Origin of the sequence: Arthrobacter echini, from assembly GCF_004803505.1 — a bacterium.
GTDB lineage: Bacteria > Actinomycetota > Actinomycetes > Actinomycetales > Micrococcaceae > Arthrobacter_D > Arthrobacter_D echini.
The window spans coordinates 137,449-157,298 of record NZ_SSWH01000002.1 but is presented as its reverse complement, the minus strand read 5'-3'; the positions used below and the strand labels follow the sequence as shown (position 1 = coordinate 157,298).

At 64.7% G+C, this 19,850-nt stretch carries 15 protein-coding genes and 1 pseudogene (2 of these 16 only partly in view); 11 read left to right on the top strand and 5 right to left on the bottom strand.

Features of this window, described 5'->3' with window-relative positions:
- Positions 1-93 carry the 3' end of a LamG-like jellyroll fold domain-containing protein gene (locus E8P82_RS15240; protein WP_136453040.1) on the top strand. Its footprint begins 2,790 nt before the window's first position, so only the last 93 of its 2,883 coding nucleotides appear in the window; the start codon falls outside the window, past its left edge; it ends in the stop codon at positions 91-93.
- Positions 1-199: pseudogene (locus tag E8P82_RS15480) on the top strand (PKD domain-containing protein); its annotated part reaches 11 nt to the left of the window's first position; the annotation flags it as partial. The gene E8P82_RS15240 and the pseudogene E8P82_RS15480, both read left to right, overlap by 104 nt.
- Before the next feature lie 3 nt (positions 200-202).
- Positions 203-919, top strand: coding sequence for a hypothetical protein (locus E8P82_RS03140; protein ID WP_246020917.1), 717 nt, complete (start codon positions 203-205; stop codon positions 917-919).
- 58 nt (positions 920-977) lie between these two features.
- On the top strand, positions 978-1,889 hold the full coding sequence (locus E8P82_RS03135; protein ID WP_136453038.1) for a glycosyltransferase family 2 protein: 912 nt from the start codon (positions 978-980) through the stop codon (positions 1,887-1,889).
- Positions 1,890-2,119: 230 nt separating this feature from the next.
- Complete coding sequence (locus tag E8P82_RS03130; protein WP_168796473.1) at positions 2,120-4,633, top strand: PKD domain-containing protein; 2,514 nt, start codon at positions 2,120-2,122, stop codon at positions 4,631-4,633.
- An 11-nt stretch (positions 4,634-4,644) separates the two neighbouring features.
- On the opposite strand, the gene E8P82_RS03125 is transcribed toward E8P82_RS03130, so the two are convergent.
- From E8P82_RS03125 to E8P82_RS03115, 3 genes are read right to left on the bottom strand one after another with little or no spacing between them, the layout of a single operon-like run.
- Entirely contained in the window at positions 4,645-5,577 is a 933-nt protein-coding gene (locus E8P82_RS03125) for a glycosyltransferase family 2 protein (protein WP_136453036.1), read from the bottom strand.
- A gap of 34 nt (positions 5,578-5,611) precedes the next feature.
- Complete coding sequence (locus E8P82_RS03120; RefSeq protein ID WP_168796472.1) at positions 5,612-7,123, bottom strand: lipopolysaccharide biosynthesis protein; 1,512 nt, start codon at positions 7,121-7,123, stop codon at positions 5,612-5,614.
- Positions 7,108-8,067, bottom strand: coding sequence for a glycosyltransferase family 4 protein (locus tag E8P82_RS03115; protein ID WP_246020916.1), 960 nt, complete (start codon positions 8,065-8,067; stop codon positions 7,108-7,110). The genes E8P82_RS03120 and E8P82_RS03115 overlap by 16 nt, the downstream gene beginning before the upstream one ends.
- Before the next feature lie 450 nt (positions 8,068-8,517).
- Between E8P82_RS03115 and E8P82_RS03110 the strand changes: the two genes are divergently transcribed.
- The 6 genes from E8P82_RS03110 to sufU all read left to right on the top strand — a co-directional run bounded on the left by E8P82_RS03110 (position 8,518) and on the right by sufU (position 16,773).
- A complete protein-coding gene (locus tag E8P82_RS03110; RefSeq protein WP_136453033.1) occupies positions 8,518-9,930 on the top strand; it encodes a tyrosine-protein kinase domain-containing protein in 1,413 nt (470 codons plus the stop codon).
- Positions 9,931-9,972: 42 nt separating this feature from the next.
- Entirely contained in the window at positions 9,973-11,322 is a 1,350-nt protein-coding gene (locus E8P82_RS03105) for a hypothetical protein (RefSeq protein WP_136453032.1), read from the top strand.
- Positions 11,323-11,446: 124 nt separating this feature from the next.
- Complete coding sequence (locus tag E8P82_RS03100; protein WP_168796471.1) at positions 11,447-12,778, top strand: glycerophosphodiester phosphodiesterase; 1,332 nt, start codon at positions 11,447-11,449, stop codon at positions 12,776-12,778.
- Positions 12,779-13,076: 298 nt separating this feature from the next.
- The gene (locus tag E8P82_RS15135; protein ID WP_211096784.1) at positions 13,077-14,762 is read left to right on the top strand and encodes a hypothetical protein; all 1,686 of its coding nucleotides are present in this window, start codon (positions 13,077-13,079) and stop codon (positions 14,760-14,762) included.
- A gap of 284 nt (positions 14,763-15,046) precedes the next feature.
- The gene (locus E8P82_RS03090; RefSeq protein WP_136453219.1) at positions 15,047-16,318 is read left to right on the top strand and encodes a cysteine desulfurase; all 1,272 of its coding nucleotides are present in this window, start codon (positions 15,047-15,049) and stop codon (positions 16,316-16,318) included.
- Positions 16,315-16,773: a Fe-S cluster assembly sulfur transfer protein SufU gene (sufU, locus tag E8P82_RS03085; protein ID WP_136453030.1), complete on the top strand. Its 459-nt coding sequence runs from the start codon at positions 16,315-16,317 to the stop codon at positions 16,771-16,773. The genes E8P82_RS03090 and sufU overlap by 4 nt, the downstream gene beginning before the upstream one ends.
- A 42-nt stretch (positions 16,774-16,815) precedes the next feature.
- On the opposite strand, the gene E8P82_RS03080 is transcribed toward sufU, so the two are convergent.
- Complete coding sequence (locus E8P82_RS03080) at positions 16,816-18,483, bottom strand: sensor histidine kinase (protein ID WP_168796470.1); 1,668 nt, start codon at positions 18,481-18,483, stop codon at positions 16,816-16,818.
- Positions 18,476-19,834 (bottom strand): Na+/H+ antiporter NhaA, encoded by a 1,359-nt coding sequence (nhaA, locus tag E8P82_RS03075; protein WP_136453028.1) that lies wholly within the window; start codon positions 19,832-19,834, stop codon positions 18,476-18,478. Before nhaA ends, E8P82_RS03080 begins: the two co-directional genes overlap by 8 nt.
- Between the last annotated feature and the right edge of the window lie 16 nt (positions 19,835-19,850).

Here is a 19,850-nt window from a genome sequence, read left to right as displayed (position 1 = left end):
TGTCCAGGCTCCTGCGAATGTACCGCCGGTGGCTGGGTTCGTGTCGGTGGTCGATGGGTTGGGTGTCGCGGTGGACGGGTCGGGTTCGACTGACTCGGACGGGACGGTCGAGTCGTATGCGTGGGACTTCGGTGGTGGGGTGACGGCGACTGGTGTGAAGGCGTCGCATACGTATGCTGCTGCCGGGACTTATCCTGTGCGGTTGACCGTCACGGATGACAAGGGGGCGACGCACAGTACGTCGAAGGATGTGACAGTTGTCCAGGCTCCTGCGGGAGACGGTGTCCTTGCGGCGGATTCCTTCGGTAGGACTGTGTCTTCCGGGCTGGGTACCGCCGAGCAGGGCGGTGCCTGGACCCTGGCGGGTTCGTCGTCGTTGTTCTCGGTGGCGAACGGTGTCGGTTCGATCCGGATGAATAGTGCCGGGTCTGGTCCGTCGGCGTATTTGGCATCTGTGTCGTCGGCGGACACGGAGGCGACGGTGAAGTTCGGCCTGGACAGGATCGGTAGCGGTGGTGGGACGTATGTGTATGTGGTGGGGCGGAAGGTGGGGTCCGCCGAGTATCGCGGGAAGGTCTGGGTCTCGTCCTCGGGTGCGGTGAGTCTGGACGCGACGCGGGTGGTCGACGGGACCCTGACGACGCTTGCCTCGCGCAGTGTCTCCGGGCTGCGTCTCGCAGCGGGTGAGCAACTGCAGGTACGCCTCCAGGTCACCGGGAACTCGCCGACCAGGGTGAACGCGAAGATCTGGAAGGTCGGAACGGCAGAGCCGACAGGATGGGCCGTGACCGCCACCGATGATACGGCGGTGCTGCAGTCGGCCGGGAGTGTCGGACTGATGACGTATCTGTCCGGATCGGCCACCAATGCGCCGATCACCGCGAGCTTCGACGACCTCAGAATCAGCACGCTGCCCTAGCCCCGTCCAGCAGGTCCCGGCCGAGCTGAGGCCTTCGCAGGAGAATCAGAAGGATCCCATGACTGCTCACCCACCCCACTCCGGCACATCGCTCTCGCTGACGAGCGTGCAAGGACTGCGCAAGGCATTGAAGAGGATCAGGAACCGAGCGCTGTGGTCGTATCTGCGGGTGCGGAACGTCGTCGACCGTAGCCCGGTCATCGGCGACGCACCCCTTGTCGTCTCACTCACCACCTACGGTGACCGGGTTGGTGCGGCCGCCGTCGCCATCGAGTCCATTGCGCGTGGCAGGATCAAGCCCTCCAGGATCGTCCTGTGGATGGACGACGCAGTTCTCTACGAGGAGAGGCCGGCGGCGCTTCGACGGCTCGAAGGACGGGGACTGGAGATCAGGCTCAGCGAGAATTACGGTCCACACACCAAGTACTACCCCTTCGTGCGGTCGCAGCGGGAGCACCAGCTGCCGCTGGTCACGGCGGACGACGACATCATGTACCCGCAGGACTGGTTGAACCGGCTCTACGAGGCCTACGAGCTTCATCCGTCCAGCATCAATTGCCACTGGGCGAGCCGCATCCTGCTGACCGGCGAGCACCTTGCGAGTTACCACACCTGGCCGAACTGCACCGATACCACGCCTGGTTTCTCCAACTTCGGTCTGGGTGTCTCAGGCGTGATCTATCCACCGGCGATGCTCACCGCACTGGCGGCGCGCGGTGCGGCCTTCCGCGAGTTGAGTCCGACGGCCGACGACGTCTGGTTGCACTGGACGGCGTTGCGCTCGAGGATTCCGGTCCGTCAGATCTCCCCCGTCCCAAGGCACTTCGCGCTGATACCCGGCACGCAGGGACGAACGCTGATGTCCACCAACAATGTCGAAGGTTCCGGGAACGACACCTGGATCCGGGGACTGTATTCAGAAGGCGATCGGAGCACGATAGCGGACGCCTTCTCCGTCGAGCCCGCCTAGGCCGAGGCGGGTGGTTGCAGAACCGGACGGCCGGAGCTCCCGGCCCGACGTTTCTCTCTCTACCAGGCAACACATCGCACGATGAAGGCAGGTCTGTCATGACCGATCGCTCAGTAGTAAGAGAGGGGCCGGTTGCACGCATCCGGACCGCTCGCCCAACCGGCGCCCTAAGGCACAGATGGAATCGAGTTGCCAATATTCCTCTGTGCATTCTCCTCGCCTGCCTGACCATGTTCGGAAGCCCACCAGCTCAGGCGGACACCGCCCCCCTGGACCCGGCGAATCCGGCGACGCCCGTCACGGTATCCACGGACGCCCTGCCGACCGCCCAGATCAACGGCGTGGCGTGGCAGCAGGTGATCGTCGGCAATACGGTCTACGTCGCAGGGAAATTCACGACAGCTCGGCCCGCGGGCGCCACACCGAACACGAATACCGTGACGCGGAACAATATCCTCGCCTACAACCTGACCACAGGTGCCCTGGTGACGTCGTTCGCCCCCGACCTCAATGGGCAGGCGCTGGCGATTGCTGCTGCACCCGACGGTTCCAGAATCTACGTCGGAGGAGACTTCACTTCCGTCAACGGAATCTCGCGGTTGCGCGCGGTTGCTCTCAACCCCTCGACGGGAGAAGTGGTCACAAGCTTCAACCCGCGGATGGGAGGGTCCGTGCGTGCCATTGCAGCAACCAGCGACACGGTGTACCTGGGTGGAGCGTTCACGTCCGTGGGCTCGGCGTCCAGGTCCCGCCTGGCCGCAGTCAAGGCGACCGACGGATCGCTCCTGCCATGGAAGCCCGTCGCGAACGAAAGGGTCAATGCGCTCGTCGTATCACCTGATCGGTCGCAGGTGATCATCGGCGGAGCCTTCACCACGCTCAACGGTACGGGCCGCCCCGGCTATGGTCTCGGACGGGTCGACGCCGCTTCGGGGGCCACGCTTCCGCTACGCGTCAACGATGTCGTGCGCGACGGTGGTAAGGACTCGGCAATACTCTCGCTCTCCTCCGACAGGACCCGCTTCTACGGAACCGGGTACATCTTCGGTACCGGCGGGAATCTCGAGGGCGCCTTCAGCGGACGATGGTCTGACGGTGACCTCGCGTGGGTCGAGGACTGCCATGGTGATACCTATGGGATCTGGGCATCCTCGACCGCGGTGTACACGGCAGGTCATGCGCACTACTGCGGCAACATCGGTGGGTTTCCGCAGACGGAGCCGAGGACGTGGTGGCGCGCAATCGGGTTCAGCAAGGCCGCCACCCGGACGGCGACCGCTGACATCTACGGGTATCCCAGTTTCACCGGCCGCCCAGCTCCTGATCTCCTCACCTGGTACCCACAGTTGGACACCGGTACCGTTACCGGACAATCCCAGGGCCCATGGACGGTCAGCGGCACTGAACAGTACGTCGTCCTGGCCGGAGAATTCCGGAATGTGAACGGGAGAGCGCAACAGGGCCTCGTCCGATTTGCTGTCCCGGCCATTGCTCCCAACGCGGACGGACCGAGACTGTCGGGCAGCGGGATGAAGCTGGTGTTGACCTATCTGCGCGCAGGAGAGGTGCGGGTCCGGTGGCAGTCGAACTGGGACCGCGACAATCAGAACCTCACCTACCGGATCATCCGGGACGGAAACACCGGATCGGCCGTACGAACCCTCGACGGCCAGTCGACCTTCTGGAATCGACCGTTCATCGAGGTCGTCGACCGCGGGCTGGCGGCGGGAACCCACACCTACCAAATCCTGGCGGCTGACCCCTTCGGTAACACCGTGGGGTCGGACACGGTCGGTGTTGCAGTTCCTACGGGTGATCCAGGAGGACCCGGAAATACGCCTCCCACGGCGGCCTTCTCCGTCGCGGTCGACTCATTGAGGACGACCGTGGACGGGTCCGGCTCCACCGACCCGGACGGGACGGTCCGATCCTACACGTGGGACTTCGGCGATGGCGGAACAGCGACCGGCGTCACCGCGACCCATGAGTACGCCGGGGATGGAACCTATCCGGTGCGCCTCACCATCACCGACGACGACGGGGCCGCGGCGTCGGCCACACGCCAGATCACCGTCGTCGACGATGGTCCGCCCCCAGTCGGCGGTAGGCTCGTCCGCGACGGGTTCGAACGGACCGTTCCTTCCGGGTTCGGCAGTGCCGATGAGGGCGGACCCTGGACGACCAGCGGCTCCGCATCGATGTTTGCTGTGCGTGACGGAGTCGGCAGCATCACTCTCGATCGTCCGGGGGCCGGACCGTCAGCAGGCGTCGCCGGAGTGGCCTCGACGCGGACCGACTCCACCGTCGGAGTGGCGCTGTCGAAGCTGGGCAGCGGAAGTGGCACGTACTTCTGGCTCTCGGGACGCAGCGTGGGTCCGAACGACCGCTATCAGGCCAAGGTCCAGATCGCCGCCGACGGGGCCGTCCGTCTCGACGCCACGCGTAGTGTGAGAGGGACCGAGACCTCATTGATGTCCCGGTCGGTCCCTGGCCTGCGCTACCGCCCAGGTCAACAGTTGCAGATCCGCCTGCGTGTCGTCGGCGTTGCACCGACGACACTCAGTGCGAAGGTGTGGTCCGCAGGCTCCCCGGAGCCGTCGGAGTGGTTGGTCACAGCAACTGACTCCACGGCTGCGCTGCAGTCATCGGGGAGTATCGGGATCTTCACCTACCTGTCGAGTGGAGCTTCCAACGCACCGGTGGTCGTGACCCTCGACGATGTGGTTGTCGATAGCGTGCCCTGATCGGGAGTCGGCTACGTGCGCCGGTATTCCCGGTACACGTAGCCGATCGCTCCGGAAACCATGCCGGCGCCGCGTGCAACTGTCCGTGCTCCTCTGGCCTGCCATGTCAAGGACCTCCCGACTACTCCCGGGACGACCCGCGCGGAACCTCCAGCGATGCGCATGAGCCCAGCCAGGACCAACCTGATCCGACCGAGGACACGCGTTACGGTCGTCGAGGCCAGTTCCAGGCTGACCCGGCTCCAGCTGTTTCCACTGCTGAAGGCCCGGTGCAGGACCCACGAGCGGGTCAGCCTGTTCGCTGGTACACGATCCACCACTACGGCCTCATTGCACCAGACGATTTTCCCTCCCTGCTGCGACAGACGACGCGTGAAGAGGGTGTCCTCGCCTCCCAGTAATCCGTACCGGCGGTCGAAGGCCAGCCCGAAGTGCCGTACCTGTTCCAGATCGAGCAGGAGATTGTTCGTCGCCGCTACTGTGACCGCTGTTCCTGTGGGCATTCTTCGACGCGTGAAGAAGTTTCCTGCGCTGATCCAGGGATCAGGAGGATGGGCGTACTCGGAGATGACCGGTCCAACCACAGCCGCCGCGCCTGTACGCCTCTGGGTTGCCAGGAGGTGGTTCAGCCAGCCCTCCGTCGGTCGTTCGTCGTCGTCGATGAAGACCAGTAATCGGGAAGCGCCGGCTTCGGTCATGGCCCGGCTGCGTGCTGCCGCAATTCCTGGTTCGGGTTCGTGGACGTAACGCACCATGGTCGGGTCCTGAGCAGTGACGAACGCCCGTGCACTTGCCGCCGGATCGTTGTCGACGACGACAACGGAAGCCGGGATGGTGCTCGACCTCGCCTGGGTCACCAGTGCGGGAAGAATGGCAGCCAGGTCATCGGGCCGTCGGAAGGTGAGGACGGCAATGACGAGAGGCGTGGTGTCGGGTACGGGCATCGTGGTCCTTTTTCGTGGAAGCAGCGTCACGGGTCTACCTGCGGATGGCGGCCAGGGTTGCCACTCGTGAGAGAAAGACACGTGTCCTGTCCCGGTGAACCAGCCGAAGGACCCCCACAGCGACGACGATGAAGGCAGCGAGGCCGGCGAGCAGGTCAAGGCCGGCCGGTAGATCGACGAACCCTGCGCCGAAGTAGGCAGCCGCTCCCCAGATGCTGCAGTGCACAGCGGGCCAGATGGTGGCCACCTGTGCGCCGACAGAAGCGCCGGACAGGCGCGACTGGATGACCAGGAGGACAGGGGTGAGCAGGAAGCCGCCGACGGCGTACCCCACTGCTACCCAGAGCAGCCCGAACTGTAGTCCGACGACGATGCCCGACACCTGGAGGACGGTCGCGAGGATCTCGTACCGCAGATTCAGCCCCGCTCGTCCCAGTCCGCGCATCAGGGAGGGCGCGATGAAGAAAATGGTCTCCCGGGCTCCTGCTATCGCAAGGACGCTCAGCAGCGGGGCAGCTTCCACCCAGTCCTGACCGAGGACAAGCGTCACGAGGAGGGGAGATGCACAGGCGGAGAAGACCATGACGGGGACCACCAGCATCGACAGGACCTGCATCGACGTGAGCAGATTCGCAGACACAAGCGCCTTGTCGGACGACGTCCGGGAGAACACGGGGAACATGACCCGGTTCACCGTCTGACCGAACAGCATCACCGGAACAGCAAGCACTCGGTAGGCCATGCCGTACAGCGACAGCGACGTGACGCCGAGGTAGCGGCCGACGAGGATGTTGTCGATGTTCCTGGAGAAGTAGGCGAGCGCGTTCACGCCGAACACTCCGACGCTGAATCTCAGGAGCGGGAGAACTTCACGAAGATTCACGTTGGGGGCCGGTCCTCGCGCTGCGAGCAGGAGCACAGCGGCGGCGACGACATCGGTGGCGATCACCTGGAATACAACAGCGAAATAGCCTGCGCCGAGCAGTGCGGAGGTAACACCTGCGACGGTTCCTGACGCCGCACCTGCCACGTCGGAGACTGCCATGCCACGGAAGATCAGGCGGCGGGCCAGGACGGCCCGAGGAACGATGCCGAGGGCTTTGGCGGGCAAAGCGACCGCGAGGATCTGGAGAATCAGGACCAGTTCGGGAACGGAGAAGAAATCGGCCAACGCCGGTGCGATCACCCAGGTCAGACCTCCGAGCAGCACGGCCATGACGAGATTGAGCGTGACCGTTGCCCCCGGTGCTCGCGGCGAGAGGTCAGGACGCTGCACAAGTGCGGCGGACAGCCCCTGATCGAGCAACAAGGTCACGAGGACGACATAGATGCTGGCCACACTGATGATGCCAAAACTTTCCGGACCGAGTATTCGGGCGATGATCAAGGCGCCCACGATCTGAAAGCCCTGGCGGCCGATCACGGCGAGCATCGACCACCTGATACCTCGTACCGCCGCCGATTGTCGGTACATCCCGTCGCCGTCGTCGCCCGCCGCTGCGGTCCGGGACGCGCGTGAGGTCGTCCGCCTCAATCGTCGGTCCATGCCGTCCGCTCCAGTGCCTCCGATATGGCCCGTCGGTAGGCGGCTGTCCCGTGTTTGCCGCTGGCAGAGACGGAGTCCCGCGCGGCGGCATCCCGGTAACGACCCCATTCCTCGGCGACACGTTGCAGGGCCTGTGCCAACTGCAGCACGTCGCCGGGCGGGACGAACTGAACACTCTCATAACCCCCCGCGGCTTCTTTCAGTCCCGACGTCTCGCTGACGACCAGCGGGCGTCCCGCGAGAAGGGTCTCCACGGCTGTATTGCCGAACGGCTCGTCGAGCCGGGAGGAGACCACCGCGACGTCGGAAGCGGTCCGGAAGGCAGATACATCGGCATGGAAGCCATGGAAGGAGACCACCGACTCGAGGCCCTGCCGTGCAACACTTTCACGCAGCGTCGCCTCGTAGGGCTCGTACCCCGGGTAGACGGCGCCAACGATGTCCAGATGTACCGACACTGATCGCCTGGTCAGCTCCCCGACGGCGTCGATGACGGCGTCGACGCCCTTCCTGTACGACAGTCGGCCGACGTACAGCACCGTCAGTGGACTGGGCGTCTCACGCCGTGCAGGTGCGGCACCTGAGGGTCCTGGTACCCCGTTGTACACGATCTTGAGGCGTCCCGAGAGGCGGGGGAGGGCACGAACGTGGACGCCGGAGCTGTACGTGCTGTTGGCGACGACCGAGGTGGCGATCAGGAGAGGGGCGGCGAGAGCAATCTGCAGCAGCCTGGACGCGCTGCCTTCCGCCTCATGGACATGAGTGAGGACCCTACGCCGAGTCAGACGTGCCAGTATCGGCCACAGTGGGATCGTGATCGTGTTCACGTAGAGCACGTCCGGGGCGAAGTGGTGGATCAAGCGCAGCCCTCGAAGCGATCCCATGACGCTCGAGGCAGCAAGCCGCGCAACTCCTCCGAGGGACATGAGGTTCTTCCGCAGCACAGGCGAACTGCACCGGTAGACTGCAACGCCCCGCCTGCGGAGCTCCGGTACCAGCGGCCCGTCGACAGGCAGGGCCACTCCGACCGTCCACCCAGCTTCCAGGAAGCCGTCGACACTTTCCAGTAGAACCCGATCGGTCCCATAGAGCTCACTACTCGGATGTGCGACGAGAACCCGCATGTCTTGCTTCCTCACTGCACTCCCCCTGCTCGGCACCAGGACCGGCGCGTTCGCGGTGCTCGATGCGCCCTTGACTAGCAATGATTGCATGCAGGTGTACCAATAGGATGGACCTTGATCGTCCACAAGCGTATCGACGGGGTAACCTGACGACCGAACGGTGGACGCGGCCCGGGTCGTGGTCCTCGGCCGGCCTGGTCTACGAGAGTGAAAGCCGGGAAGGTGCTCCAGGCGCCCGTCGGCGCCCCTGATGAAGGCAGGTCTAGATCGATGATCCAGGACAATTTCGTCCGTTCCGCGCTGAGGAACTGGTGGATGGTTCTCCTCTCGGTCCTGCTCTGCACGGGTATAGCCGCCGTCATCACGGCTGCAACCGTTCCCGTCTACGAGAGCACGGTGAGGTTCTACGTGTTTGCTCCGACAGCGACAGGTCAGACGGCACTGCAGGCGGACGAGCTCGCCCGCCTGAGGATCGTCGGGTATGCGCGTCTGCTCACCAGCGAACGCATCGTCGAACAGATCGCGAAGGCGAGCGGTGCCGACCTGCCGATCGAGGAGGTCCAGGACATGATCAGTGCAAACGGGGATGCCGAGACGTTGTTACTGACCGTCAATGTCCGCAGCACGGATCAGGACGAGGCTTCTGCACTTGCTTCGTCCGTCGCTACCAACTTCAACCGGCTCGTCAACGACCTCGAGGATTCGGGGAGCGCGGATGCGGACACCAGGCTCAACGTCGTGGCTGGACCCACGAGTGATGACAATCCAGTATCGCCGCGCGAGACCTTGAATTACGGGCTCGGTATACTGGTCGGAATGGCGCTCGGCATGGGTCTGGTGATCCTGCGCGGGAGGTCCGACGCATCCTTGTACTCGGTCGACGACGTGGAAGCCGCCAGCGGTCTGCGGCTTCTCGCGACGGTGCCTGCGGTGAACAGGGCCGGACGCAGGAGATCCGGCGGCGCGGACCGGGAGTCGGTTGTCCTCGAGGCATTGCGCAACCTTCGCACCACACTGCGTTTCCGCTCGGATGCGGACGCACTGCGCACCATAGCAGTCACGTCCTCGTCGAGGGGCGAGGGAACCTCGACCGTTGCTCTGAATCTTGCTGCTGCATTCGCAGAAGCGGGTCACCGCACAGTGCTGGTCGAAACCGACGTGCGCAATCCCCAGCTCGCCGAGACGCTGGAAACGGGGGAGCGGAGGGGCCTGTCAGATGTGCTTGCACACCCGGGTGACCTCCTCGACGTCGTCACGCCCGGTGGCGAGGAGGGTCTGTGGATGATGGGCGCGGGATCAGCGGATGAGCGGACGCCGGGGGTATCTGGAAGCGCCGATCTCGACCACTTCCTCGACGAAGCTCGGAAGTCCTTCGACATCGTGATCCTCGATACAGCATCTCTGCTTCCATTCGCGGACGCACGGGCGTTCTGCGCGGTCTCCGACGGAGTCGTGGTCGTGGCCCGGTACGGACGATCGAACCAGGGAAGGCTCAAAGCGGCCGAAGAGATGCTGGATCTTGTCCACGCCAACGTGCTCGGGGTGGTCTTCAACGCAGTTCCGCAGAGCAAGCGCAGATTCGCGAGGTCCCCGTCCACGCCCAGATCTGACCGCACGAGACCGCGCTCCGCATCGGACATCATCGCTCTTGAGCAGCGTGGACAGCACCTGGACCGCCGCTGATGGACAGCCGAGGCAGGCCGGCCGGAGGAGGACGGCACTGAGATGCAGTTGCTCGGATGGATAGCTCTGTGCGTCCTGACGGCCGGGCTCCTCCGGACCCGCCCCCTCGTCGCGATCATCCTCGTCGTGGCGCTCTGGTTCTTCGTTCCGACCGTGGGAAGCTACCTGCTCACGGGGCAGCGGTTCGGTCCATGGACCTTCCATGCCGCGTCGTGGCTCATATTCGCCATCTTCGGCGTGCAGCTTGCGTGTGATCCACGATCGCTGATGCGCGCAATCGGCAGGCATGCGTACGTCTTCCTTGTCCTCGCCCTTGTCCTCGCCGTGTCCTTCCTGACCACCAGGACCGTCCAGGAATCCGGTGGAGTGGTTCTGTTCGTCGATCAGATGGTCGCTCCGGTCGTCCTCTTCCTGCTGATCATCTCCACGGGTGCTGGGATGCCGAGTCTCCTTCCGGTTCTCCGGACAGTCTTGCTGGTCTTCGCTGCCATCGTCACGGTCGTAGCGGTCTGCCAGTGGTTTGCCCAGGACGTGCTGTTCTACGAGGCAGGGTTCCTCACCCAATTTTGGTTCAATCCCGACACGCAACGGTGGATGGGAACCTTCGACCAGCCCCTCGCCCTGTCCCTCGTCCTTTGCGCGCTCATGCCCCTCGTCGCGGGTGTCCGCAGTCTCGCCATTGCGGTCCCGCTGATCGCGCTGTTCATCAGCGGCGTGCTGATCAGTCAGTCGCGCGTGGGCCTGGTGGTGGCTGCGGCCGGGGCCGTCTACGCGATAGCAGCCTCGAGGCACCGCGCGTCAACTAGGGTTCTCGCACTATCGGTCATCGGTGCAGGCTTCATTCCCCTCCTGATCTCGCCACTGGGACAGGGTCTGCTCGGTCGGGTTGCCGACGATACCGGCTCTGCTGAGGCCAGGAACGACGCCTACGCAGTGTTCCTGCGCGACTGGAGCCGGTATCTCATCACCGGTGACGGAATAGGTTCCAGTTATGAGGCCGCGGATTACGCCGGTCTTCAGACGACCTTCGAGAGTTCGATACTGATGTATGCGGTGGATATCGGCATCGTCTTCGCTGTCCTCTACTTCGGGTCATTGCTGACGCTGGTGCTGGTCAACCGTTCGAGGCAAGCCGTCCCAGGGTTGACGCTGGCAGGGCTGGTCGTCGTGTTCGTACCCCAGACCTATAGCGGTCTGGCGACGCGTTCGGTCGCCGGCATCGTCGTGTGGACGATCGTCGCGCTCGTCGTGGTCGCCGCCGAGCGGTCCCGTGAGAGCCCAAGGGTCACCTCTCGGGAAGTGGGTGGATATCGCGCGGACTCCGATGGACGCCGGGCCGTCGTCGCCAGAAGGGTGAATGCCCGAGTCCCTACGTCCTGGATCGGACGCTAGGTCCATGCAAGCAACCCAGGGCCCGCATGGGCTCCCGTCCCGGCGAGACTTTCTGGCGTTCACCACGAGCGCAATCGTGCTCGTGGGGTGTTCCGAGGTGACGCCCGGTCCGAAACGACAAGCAGTGCACACCGTCGACAGTATGCTCGAAGACCCGGTGTTTTATGTAGCCCATCGTGGATCCATGGACAACTGGCCTGAACATACGGCGGAGGCATACGCCCAGTCACTTGCAGCAGGGGCGAGAGCGATAGAGATTTCGCTCAGCGCGACAGCGGACGGCGAGTTGGTCTGTCACCACGACCTGAACACGCTCAGGATGACCGGTGTCGACCGTCTCATTGCCGAGACGACCCTGGAGGAATTGAGCAAACTTCAGAATGATGCCAGGCCCTGGCTCGGACCGAACAGTTTACTGCTTCCCATCCCTCGCCTCCGCGACGTTCTGGACAAGCACGCTGCGAACGCCGTTATCTTCGTCGAGGACAAGCAAGCCACGAACACTGTCGAACTGCTCGATCTCATGGACTCGTACCCCGAGTCCACCCGGCACTTCGTGTGGAAACAGCCGGCACTGACCGACATCCCGGTCGAGGTGACTGACCGCGGTTACATGACCTGGGGATATCTGACCGGTGACGATCTCGCGGTCGCCGAACGGACGCCACTCACCGGCGTGGCTGGGCGATACGATCTCATCGGGATCCACCATTCCGCCTCCGACGACCTCGTCCGTACGATCGTAGGGCTCGGAAAGCCCGTCATGGCGTGGGAGGTACACACCCGTTCGACCCGGGACCGACTTGTTAGTCTCGGAGTGCGAGGAATGATGTGCTCCAACATTCCTTACGTCACAGCGTCCACCGCACGCAACACCTCCGACGTCTTCGCGACAGGCCTGCGCGGCGATGGAGACCTTCCGTGGGCACTTGCGTGGAGTCACCAACCAGAGATCAGCAGTGCAAGATCCTCGATCCTCATCGACCATAAGGACAAAGCGAGCTACTGCATGGGATCGCTCTGTCCTATCACATCCATTGATCACAGCATCACGTTCGAGATGCGGTGGCCCGAAGCACTACCCCGGGGCAACGATCATGCGGGCGTCGCATTCGGGCAGCATGACGACTCCGTCTATCGCGTCCGGGAGCCTTCGGCATCCGGGGGATACCACCTGATTATCAACCGAGATGGGGAGTTCGCCCTGTTCGGGCGGGTCGCGGAGGCCGTGGACGGCTACGAGTTGGGCCGCGCTGCAACCGAGCCCCCTGTTCCGGGCGAATGGATGAGCTTCCGTATCGACGTATCGGCCGACACCGTAGCGTGCACCCGGCTCGATGGTGGAGGCGGCACTCTTACGGCGCATTCCAGTCTGTACAGGGGCGGCTACTTCTCCCTGTGTCGGAATTATTACGCATACCCGCCGGTGGAGTTCCGTGGCATTTTTGTAGCGTAGGAACAGCGGTCCGACGGCATCGTCAACCCGTGATACAGTCTCTGCTGATCACGGGACAGTCGATCGTCCTCACATAGCGACGACGTCAGGCGGTCGCCCACGGCTCAGAGTGGGTCCGCCGTGGCGGTGAAGGCCGACTGAGGATTCGGCCGGACGGTTTCGGCAGTGTCAACCCGCCGTGCCTCCGATGCCGACGCATTGGTGCACCGCTGACTAAGGGCTGGGCTTAGTTGCCAGGAGCGCGCTCGAACACGTTCTGGTGTTCCTGCAGCTCGTCGCATCTGACGAAGGACCCTTCATGAGGAAAACAACTACCGGTTTCATCGGCTCGCTGCTCGTGCTGCCCCTGCTACCCCTCACAGGAACGGCTTCCATGGCGACATCGCCGGAGACAGACGCCTGTGAGGCTATGGAAACAAGCATCTATCGGAGCATCAATCCGGATACCGGGGCGACTCTTCTGACTTCCTCCCTGTCGGAGGTGGAGCGCGCCAAGTCGGAGTACGGGTTTTCGGACAATCGCGGCCAGGCATTCAGGGCTGCCGCTGCGCCGTCCGACTCGCTTCAGCCTGTCTACCGGTTGTACCGCAACGGCAACTTTTCATGGATCCCGGACACTCCGGGGACGGGAGAGTACGAGAAGGCGAAAGCCGAGCACTCTTATCTGGCTCAGCACCTCGCCTTCTACGCGTCCACCACCCCACTCGACTGCGGGATTCCTGTGTACCGACTCCTCAAGGGAGACACGCATCGGTTCGTGACCTCCGACATGGAGCGTGCAGCACTGACACAGGCTGGGTGGATGGACGAGGGGGCGCGATTCTGGGTGGCGAAACCAAATACTCCGGCTCCGCCTGTTCCGGCTCCGCCTGTTCCGGCTCCGCCTGTTCCGGCTCCGCCTGTTCCGGCTCCGCCTGTTCCGGCTCCGCCTGTTCCGGCTCCGCCTGTTCCGGCTCCGCCTGTTCCGGCTCCTGGGGGTAATTGGGCATTGTGGTCCGATGTAGCCAAACCGGGCGAGAGCATCAATACCGTCCTCGCCAAACCTGAGCTCGCTGGAAAAGTGCTCAAGCTCCCTGCCGGCGTTTTCGAGGTCTCCAATTTTCGCAACCAGAATGCCGCGATCCGCGTTCCGCCGACTGTCAAGGGAATTATCGGCGAAGGACGCGACACAATCATCCGTATGAAGGCGAACACGTCGAGCTTCGGCGAGACAGTCCCGGCCCAGAGCGCCGGTGGTACGAATCAGCTCTACCTGCTGCGCATGAACGACGGCCAGGGTCAGATCCTCTCGAACTTCTGGCTTCAGGGCACCGAACAGGGGCACCTTTACAACGGGATCATGGTGGGCAATTCCTCGCCCGGTACGCGAGTCGAGAATCTACTGATCACGGGTGTCCCAGGAGACGCGGGCACGCCGCCGGGTGAAACTTTCGGGCTCAATTGGTGGCGCGGAAGTGAGTCGGTGACGCGCGACGTCGAGATCGACGGTTACCGATGGACCGGTGATTCGTTCAGTTCCCGAATCAGGGGACCGATCGTCGGCGCGTCGCCCATCGGCTACAACAACCACGACGGTGCCAGACTCTTCAACGTGCTGACGCACGACTCCGAAGTCGGCATGCCCACCTTCTGGTATTCCGACAACGCGCAGACGTGGAACCTGCAGTCGATCCGAAATGTGACAGGCATCAACCACGAGGAAAGTTTCAACATCGTGCATCATCAGCCAGTGATGCACAGTTCCTACTCGCGCCGACACATCAATTTCATGTCCAACAGGTCGGACGGGAAGCTCACCGTCATCGGGGCGACCACGGATGAATGGATCAGCGGGAGTCAGTCAGGCCCCATTGGAAAGGGGAAGCGGATGCTCGTGCTCACCCCCTACAGTTACCGCACGTCCAATGACAACACGATCAAAACTCCGCCCAGGATAGTCCTCGATGATGGTGTCACTGCGGTTCCATATACGTGGGCCCACTGAGCCACACGAAACCTGAGCGAGACGCCGGGAGCATCAGGCGGGGCGCAATCACCGCGGCTCGACACCCCATCCCTTTCTCTGGGCCAGGTAGGGCGACACCTGGACTCACCGGTCCTCCTTAGGTTGCACTGGGATGCCGTGCGCCACACTCAGGTGGCAGGATTAGCACAGCGAGTCCTTGCGTAATTGGCGCGGGGAGTACCGACTGATCCGAGGAGTCCCGCGTGCCCGTGATCGAAACACCCGTGACGCTCAGAGCCCCCGCGACCCAGCGTGCAGGGGGGATGACGGACACCGAGGTGTACAGCATCCGCAATGACTTCCCGATCCTGGGCACCGAGGTGAACGGCAGGCCGCTCGTGTATCTCGACTCCGGTGCCACCTCGCAGAATCCCGTGAGCGTGATGGAGGCGGAGCAGGAGTTCTACGAGCAACGCAACGCAGCAGTACACCGCGGTGCCCACACCCTCGCCGTGGACGCCACGGACGCGTACGAGGATGCCCGGGCAACGGTCGCCGGCTTCATCGGAGCTCGGGCCGACGAGATCGTCTGGACCTCCAACGCCACCGAGGGCATCAACCTCGTGGCCTACGCGATGTCCAATGCCTCCCTCGGTCGAGGGGGAGAGGCCGCCCGCCGCTTCGCCCTGGGCCCGGGCGACTCCATCGTCGTCACCGAGATGGAACACCACGCCAATCTGATTCCCTGGCAGGAACTTGCGGCGCGCACGGGTGCCGAACTGCGGTTCGTGCCGATCGACGACGACGGCGTCCTGAGACTCGAGACTGCCCGCGAGGTGATCGATCCCAGGACCAGGATCGTGGCGTTCTCCCACGCCTCCAACGTGCTCGGTACCATCAATCCCGTCTCCGAGCTCGTCCGCCTCGCGCGCGCCGTGGGGGCGCTGACACTGCTGGACGCCTGCCAGTCCGTGCCGCACCTCCCGGTCGATGTGAAGGCGCTCGACGTCGACTTCCTCGTCTTCTCCGGCCACAAGATGCTCGGACCCACGGGTATCGGTGCCCTCTACGGTCGCGCCGAGCTCCTGAACTCGATGCCGCCCTTCCTGACCGGCGGCTCGATGATCACCACGGTCACGATGGAGCGGGCCGAGTACCTGCAGGCGCCGAACCGTTTCGAGGCGGGCACCCAGCGCATCTCGCAGGCAGTCGCCCTCGGTGCTGCCGCCCGGTATCTCGGCGAGACCGGGATGCAGCGCGTCGAGGACTGGGAGCTACGCCTGGGGGAGCGGCTGGTCGCGGGCCTGGGTGAGATCGAGGGCATCCGCGTGCTCGGTCCGGCGGCAGGTCTGCCGCGCATCGGGCTCGCGGCGTTCGACGTCGACGGCGTGCACGCCCACGACGTCGGGCAGTTCCTCGACGCCAGGGGAATCGCCGTGCGCGTGGGCCACCACTGTGCGCAGCCACTCCACCGCCGGCTGGGACTCACGGCGACCACGCGCGCGAGCACCTATCTCTACAACACCACGGACGAGGTGGACGCGTTCCTGGACGCGGTCTCAGGGATCCGTACGTTCTTCGGAGCCACCCGATGAGTTCGGATCTCGAACAGCTGTACCAGCAGATCATCCTCGACCACGCACGGGCCCGGCACGGATCCCCCCTGCGGGACGACGACGGTGGCGGCGAGGTCAGGTACGGCGAGTCGCATCAGCTCAATCCCGTCTGCGGGGACGAGATCACGCTGCGCGCGGGCGTGGCGGGAGGCACGGTGACCTCCGTGAGCTGGGACGGAGCCGGCTGCGCGATCTCCATGGCGTCGGCGTCCGTGCTGACAGATCTCATGCAGGGTCTCTCGCGCGACGAGGTGATGCCCCTGGTGGACACCTTCCGGGACGTCCTGCGCTCGCGCGGGAGGGTTCAGGCCGACGAGGAGGTGCTCGGCGATGCCGCGGCCTTCGCCGGGGTCTCCCGGTTCCCGGCCCGCGTCAAGTGCGCCATGCTGGCGTGGGTGGCGCTGGAGGAGTCCCTGCTCGCATCCAACGCCTGATAGTACGTGGGCGAGGGTCCACCAGGCGCCCATGATCGGGGATCACTGGGGTAGGGCGATCGAGAAGCGGGTCCCCACACCGAGCTCGCTGGTCACCGAGATGGATCCGTGGTGCTCGCTGATGATGCTCCTGGTGATCAGCAGGCCCAGACCGACCCCGGTCGCCGACGAGCGGATCGACGCCGAGCGGAAGAAGCGGTCGAACACCTGCTGGAGTTCCTCCGGCGCGATACCGATGCCGGTGTCCTCCACCGTGATCCGCAGTTCGCCGTCGTCCATGGACGCATCCAGCGTGACGTCGCCGCCGGGCCTGTTGTACTTCACGGCATTGCTGAGCAGATTGTCGACGACCTGTCCGATGCGCTCACCGTCCACGACGGCCGATAGCGAGGCAGGTGCGCGATTGGTCAGCGTTATCCCCGCCCGGTTCGCGCGCACGAGGGACGATGCAGCGGCGTCGGCGAGGACCGCGCCCACATCGGTGGGGACAGGCCGGACCTCGAAGGTACCGGCGTTGATGGCCAGGAAGTCCTCGACCAGCCGCTCCAGCCGCATGGCGTTGCGCCTGGCGATCTCCAGGTAGCCGACGGCTTCCTCGGGAAGTTCCCCACCGAGTTCGAGGGTCACGTCGAGATAGCCGAGGATCGAGGTCAGGGGTGTTCTGAATTCATGCGAGATGTTCGAGAGGAAGTGATCCTTGGACTGCAGGGCGAGCATGAGATCGGTGATGTCGTTGAAGGACACCACGGTTCCTGCCAGGGATCCGTCGTCGTCGCGCATGCTCCTCGAGGAGACACTGATGGCGCGCTGGGCGGGAGGGTCCCCGGCCCAGATCTGCACGTCCTCCAGATCCTCCCCGCTGATGGCGCGGTGGACCGGGCGCTCGGCCGGGGTCAGGGCGCTGACGCGATCCGGCCCGTAGAGGAGCAGCTGACTCTCGTCGGGATCGGCGTTGTCCTCGGGTGCCGCGGTATTGTGCAGTTCCCGCTGGCGGGCGTTCATCAGCGTGTCGTGGCCGTCCGGGTCGACCACGAGGAGTCCCACCCGGACGGTTTCCAGGACAGTGCGGAGGAGTCGCTCGCGCATGCGTACGTCCTGGACGCTTCTGCGCAGGGCCCGCTCGGAGACCAGCACGGCCTCCTGGCTCCGTCGGTTCTCCTTCGTGAGGCTGGAGACGAACCACGTGAGGCCCGTGAGTACCACCGGCAACAGCACCAGGCCGACGATTCCTCCACCGAGCACCGGAGCGGCCCGAAGGATCGGCGGCAGCGAGACGAGCACTGCCGTGGCACCGAAGGTCAGGGCGACGGCGCTTGCCGTGCCCAGGTGCGACGCTCCGATCCAGACGGCAGGAAGGGCAGCGAGCAGACCCACGCCGGAGAGGGTCTCTCCTGCGCCGAACCGTACGAGCCCGACCACCAGGAAGTTCAGCAGGGGCAGTACGAGGGACCATCGCGGATGCAGTCTGCACCACGGCAGGACGGCGGCGCTCGTGCTGACGCCGAGGCTGAGCAGCGCACCGGCAAGGAAGAAGGCGGGCAACGCGTCGGCGTCGTCGGTGACCAGCCCGAGCAGCACCGTGATCATCAGGATCGCGGTGAGTCCCATCTGGGTCAGGATGATCGAGCGTTGCCGTACGGCCTCGCCCGAGCCCGGGGAGGTACCGGCACATCTGGCCCTCGGCCGCTCGGCCGCGGGGCTCTCAGTCACGGTTCTCGAAGACATCGGGTACGCCGTCGTCGTCGGAGTCGATCTTCTCCTCCTCGGCCATGGCGCGGTACCGCCTGTTGCGGCTGCGCAGGACGACGGTGGCCAGCAGCGCGGAGGTGAGCGACGCCAGGAGGATCGCGACCTTGGCGTGGTCGTCATGGGGTGAGCCTGCCCCGAAACTGAGATCGTTGACCAGGAGCGAGACGGTGAAGCCCACGCCCGCCAGGATCCCGACGCCGAGCAGATCCCACCAGCTCAGCCCGGGATCCAGATTGGCCTTCGTCGTCCTGGTGACGATGAGGGTGGTCAGCAGGACCCCGATCGGCTTGCCGAGAACGAGTCCGAGCACGATGCCGATGAGGACCGGATCGGAGAGCGCGGAGACGAACCCCTCGGCACCGCCGATCGCGACGCCCGCGGAGAAGAACGCGAAGACCGGTACCGCGAAGCCCGTGGAGAGGGGGCGGAACCGATGCTCCAGCACCTCGGCCAGCCCGGGCTTGTTCCGTCGCGGCAGCGCCGCCTTGCCGTTGGGCTTACGGCGCAGCACGGGTACGCAGAAGCCGAGCAGCACACCGGCGACGGTCGCATGCACGCCGGAGGCGTGCATGAGGGCCCAGGTGGCAACACCGAGGGGCAGCAGGATCAGCCAGGGCCCCCGTGTGGTCCTGCCGAAGAACTTCGGCCTGCTCTGCGCCAGGAGGGCGAACAGGCCGAGCGGCACGAGCATCCACAGCAGAAAGGCGAGGCTGACGTCCTCGGAGTAGAAGAACGCGATGATCGCGATGGCGATCAGGTCGTCGACGACGGCCAGCGTCAGCAGGAACAGCCGGAGGGCGCCGGGCAGGTGCGAACTGATGACGGCCAGGACCGCGAGGGCGAAGGCGATGTCCGTCGCCGTCGGGATGGCCCAGCCGCGCAGGGTCTCGGGGGAGGAGAGATTGACCGCCGTGTAGATCAGGGCCGGCACGACGACGCCACCGAAGGCCGCGGCCACCGGGACGATGGCACGGCTGATCTTCCTCAGGTCCCCCGCGACGAATTCCCGCTTGAGTTCGAGACCGGTCAGGAAGAAGAAGACCGCCAGCAGCCCGTCCGACGCCCACGCACCCACGGAGAGCCGCAGATGCCACGGCTCGTAGCCGAACTCGAAATCACGGATGGCGAAGTACGTGTCCCCCCACGGCGAGTTGGCCCAGGCCAGCGCGAGGACCGCCGCGATGAGCAGGAGGATGCCTCCCACCGTCTCCTTGCGCATGAGTTCACTGATGCGCAGGTACTCGGGGTAGCTGGGACGCTGGAGGATGACAGCTCGTGCGCGGACGGGCTCCGGGGAGTTCTCGTGTGCCACAAGGGCCTCTTCCTCA

Bases quoted from the DNA above. Each gene is read 5' to 3' on its own strand.
- E8P82_RS03135 (WP_136453038.1), top strand. From the start codon at position 978: ATGACTGCTCACCCACCCCACTCCGGCACATCGCTCTCGCTGACGAGC.
- E8P82_RS03130 (WP_168796473.1), top strand. From the start codon at position 2,120: ATGTTCGGAAGCCCACCAGCTCAGGCGGACACCGCCCCCCTGGACCCG.
- E8P82_RS03125 (WP_136453036.1), bottom strand. From the start codon at position 5,577: ATGCCCGTACCCGACACCACGCCTCTCGTCATTGCCGTCCTCACCTTC.
- E8P82_RS03120 (WP_168796472.1), bottom strand. From the start codon at position 7,123: ATGGACCGACGATTGAGGCGGACGACCTCACGCGCGTCCCGGACCGCA.
- E8P82_RS03110 (WP_136453033.1), top strand. From the start codon at position 8,518: ATGATCCAGGACAATTTCGTCCGTTCCGCGCTGAGGAACTGGTGGATG.
- E8P82_RS03105 (WP_136453032.1), top strand. From the start codon at position 9,973: ATGCAGTTGCTCGGATGGATAGCTCTGTGCGTCCTGACGGCCGGGCTC.
- E8P82_RS15135 (WP_211096784.1), top strand. From the start codon at position 13,077: ATGAGGAAAACAACTACCGGTTTCATCGGCTCGCTGCTCGTGCTGCCC.
- E8P82_RS03090 (WP_136453219.1), top strand. From the start codon at position 15,047: ATGACGGACACCGAGGTGTACAGCATCCGCAATGACTTCCCGATCCTG.
- sufU (WP_136453030.1), top strand. From the start codon at position 16,315: ATGAGTTCGGATCTCGAACAGCTGTACCAGCAGATCATCCTCGACCAC.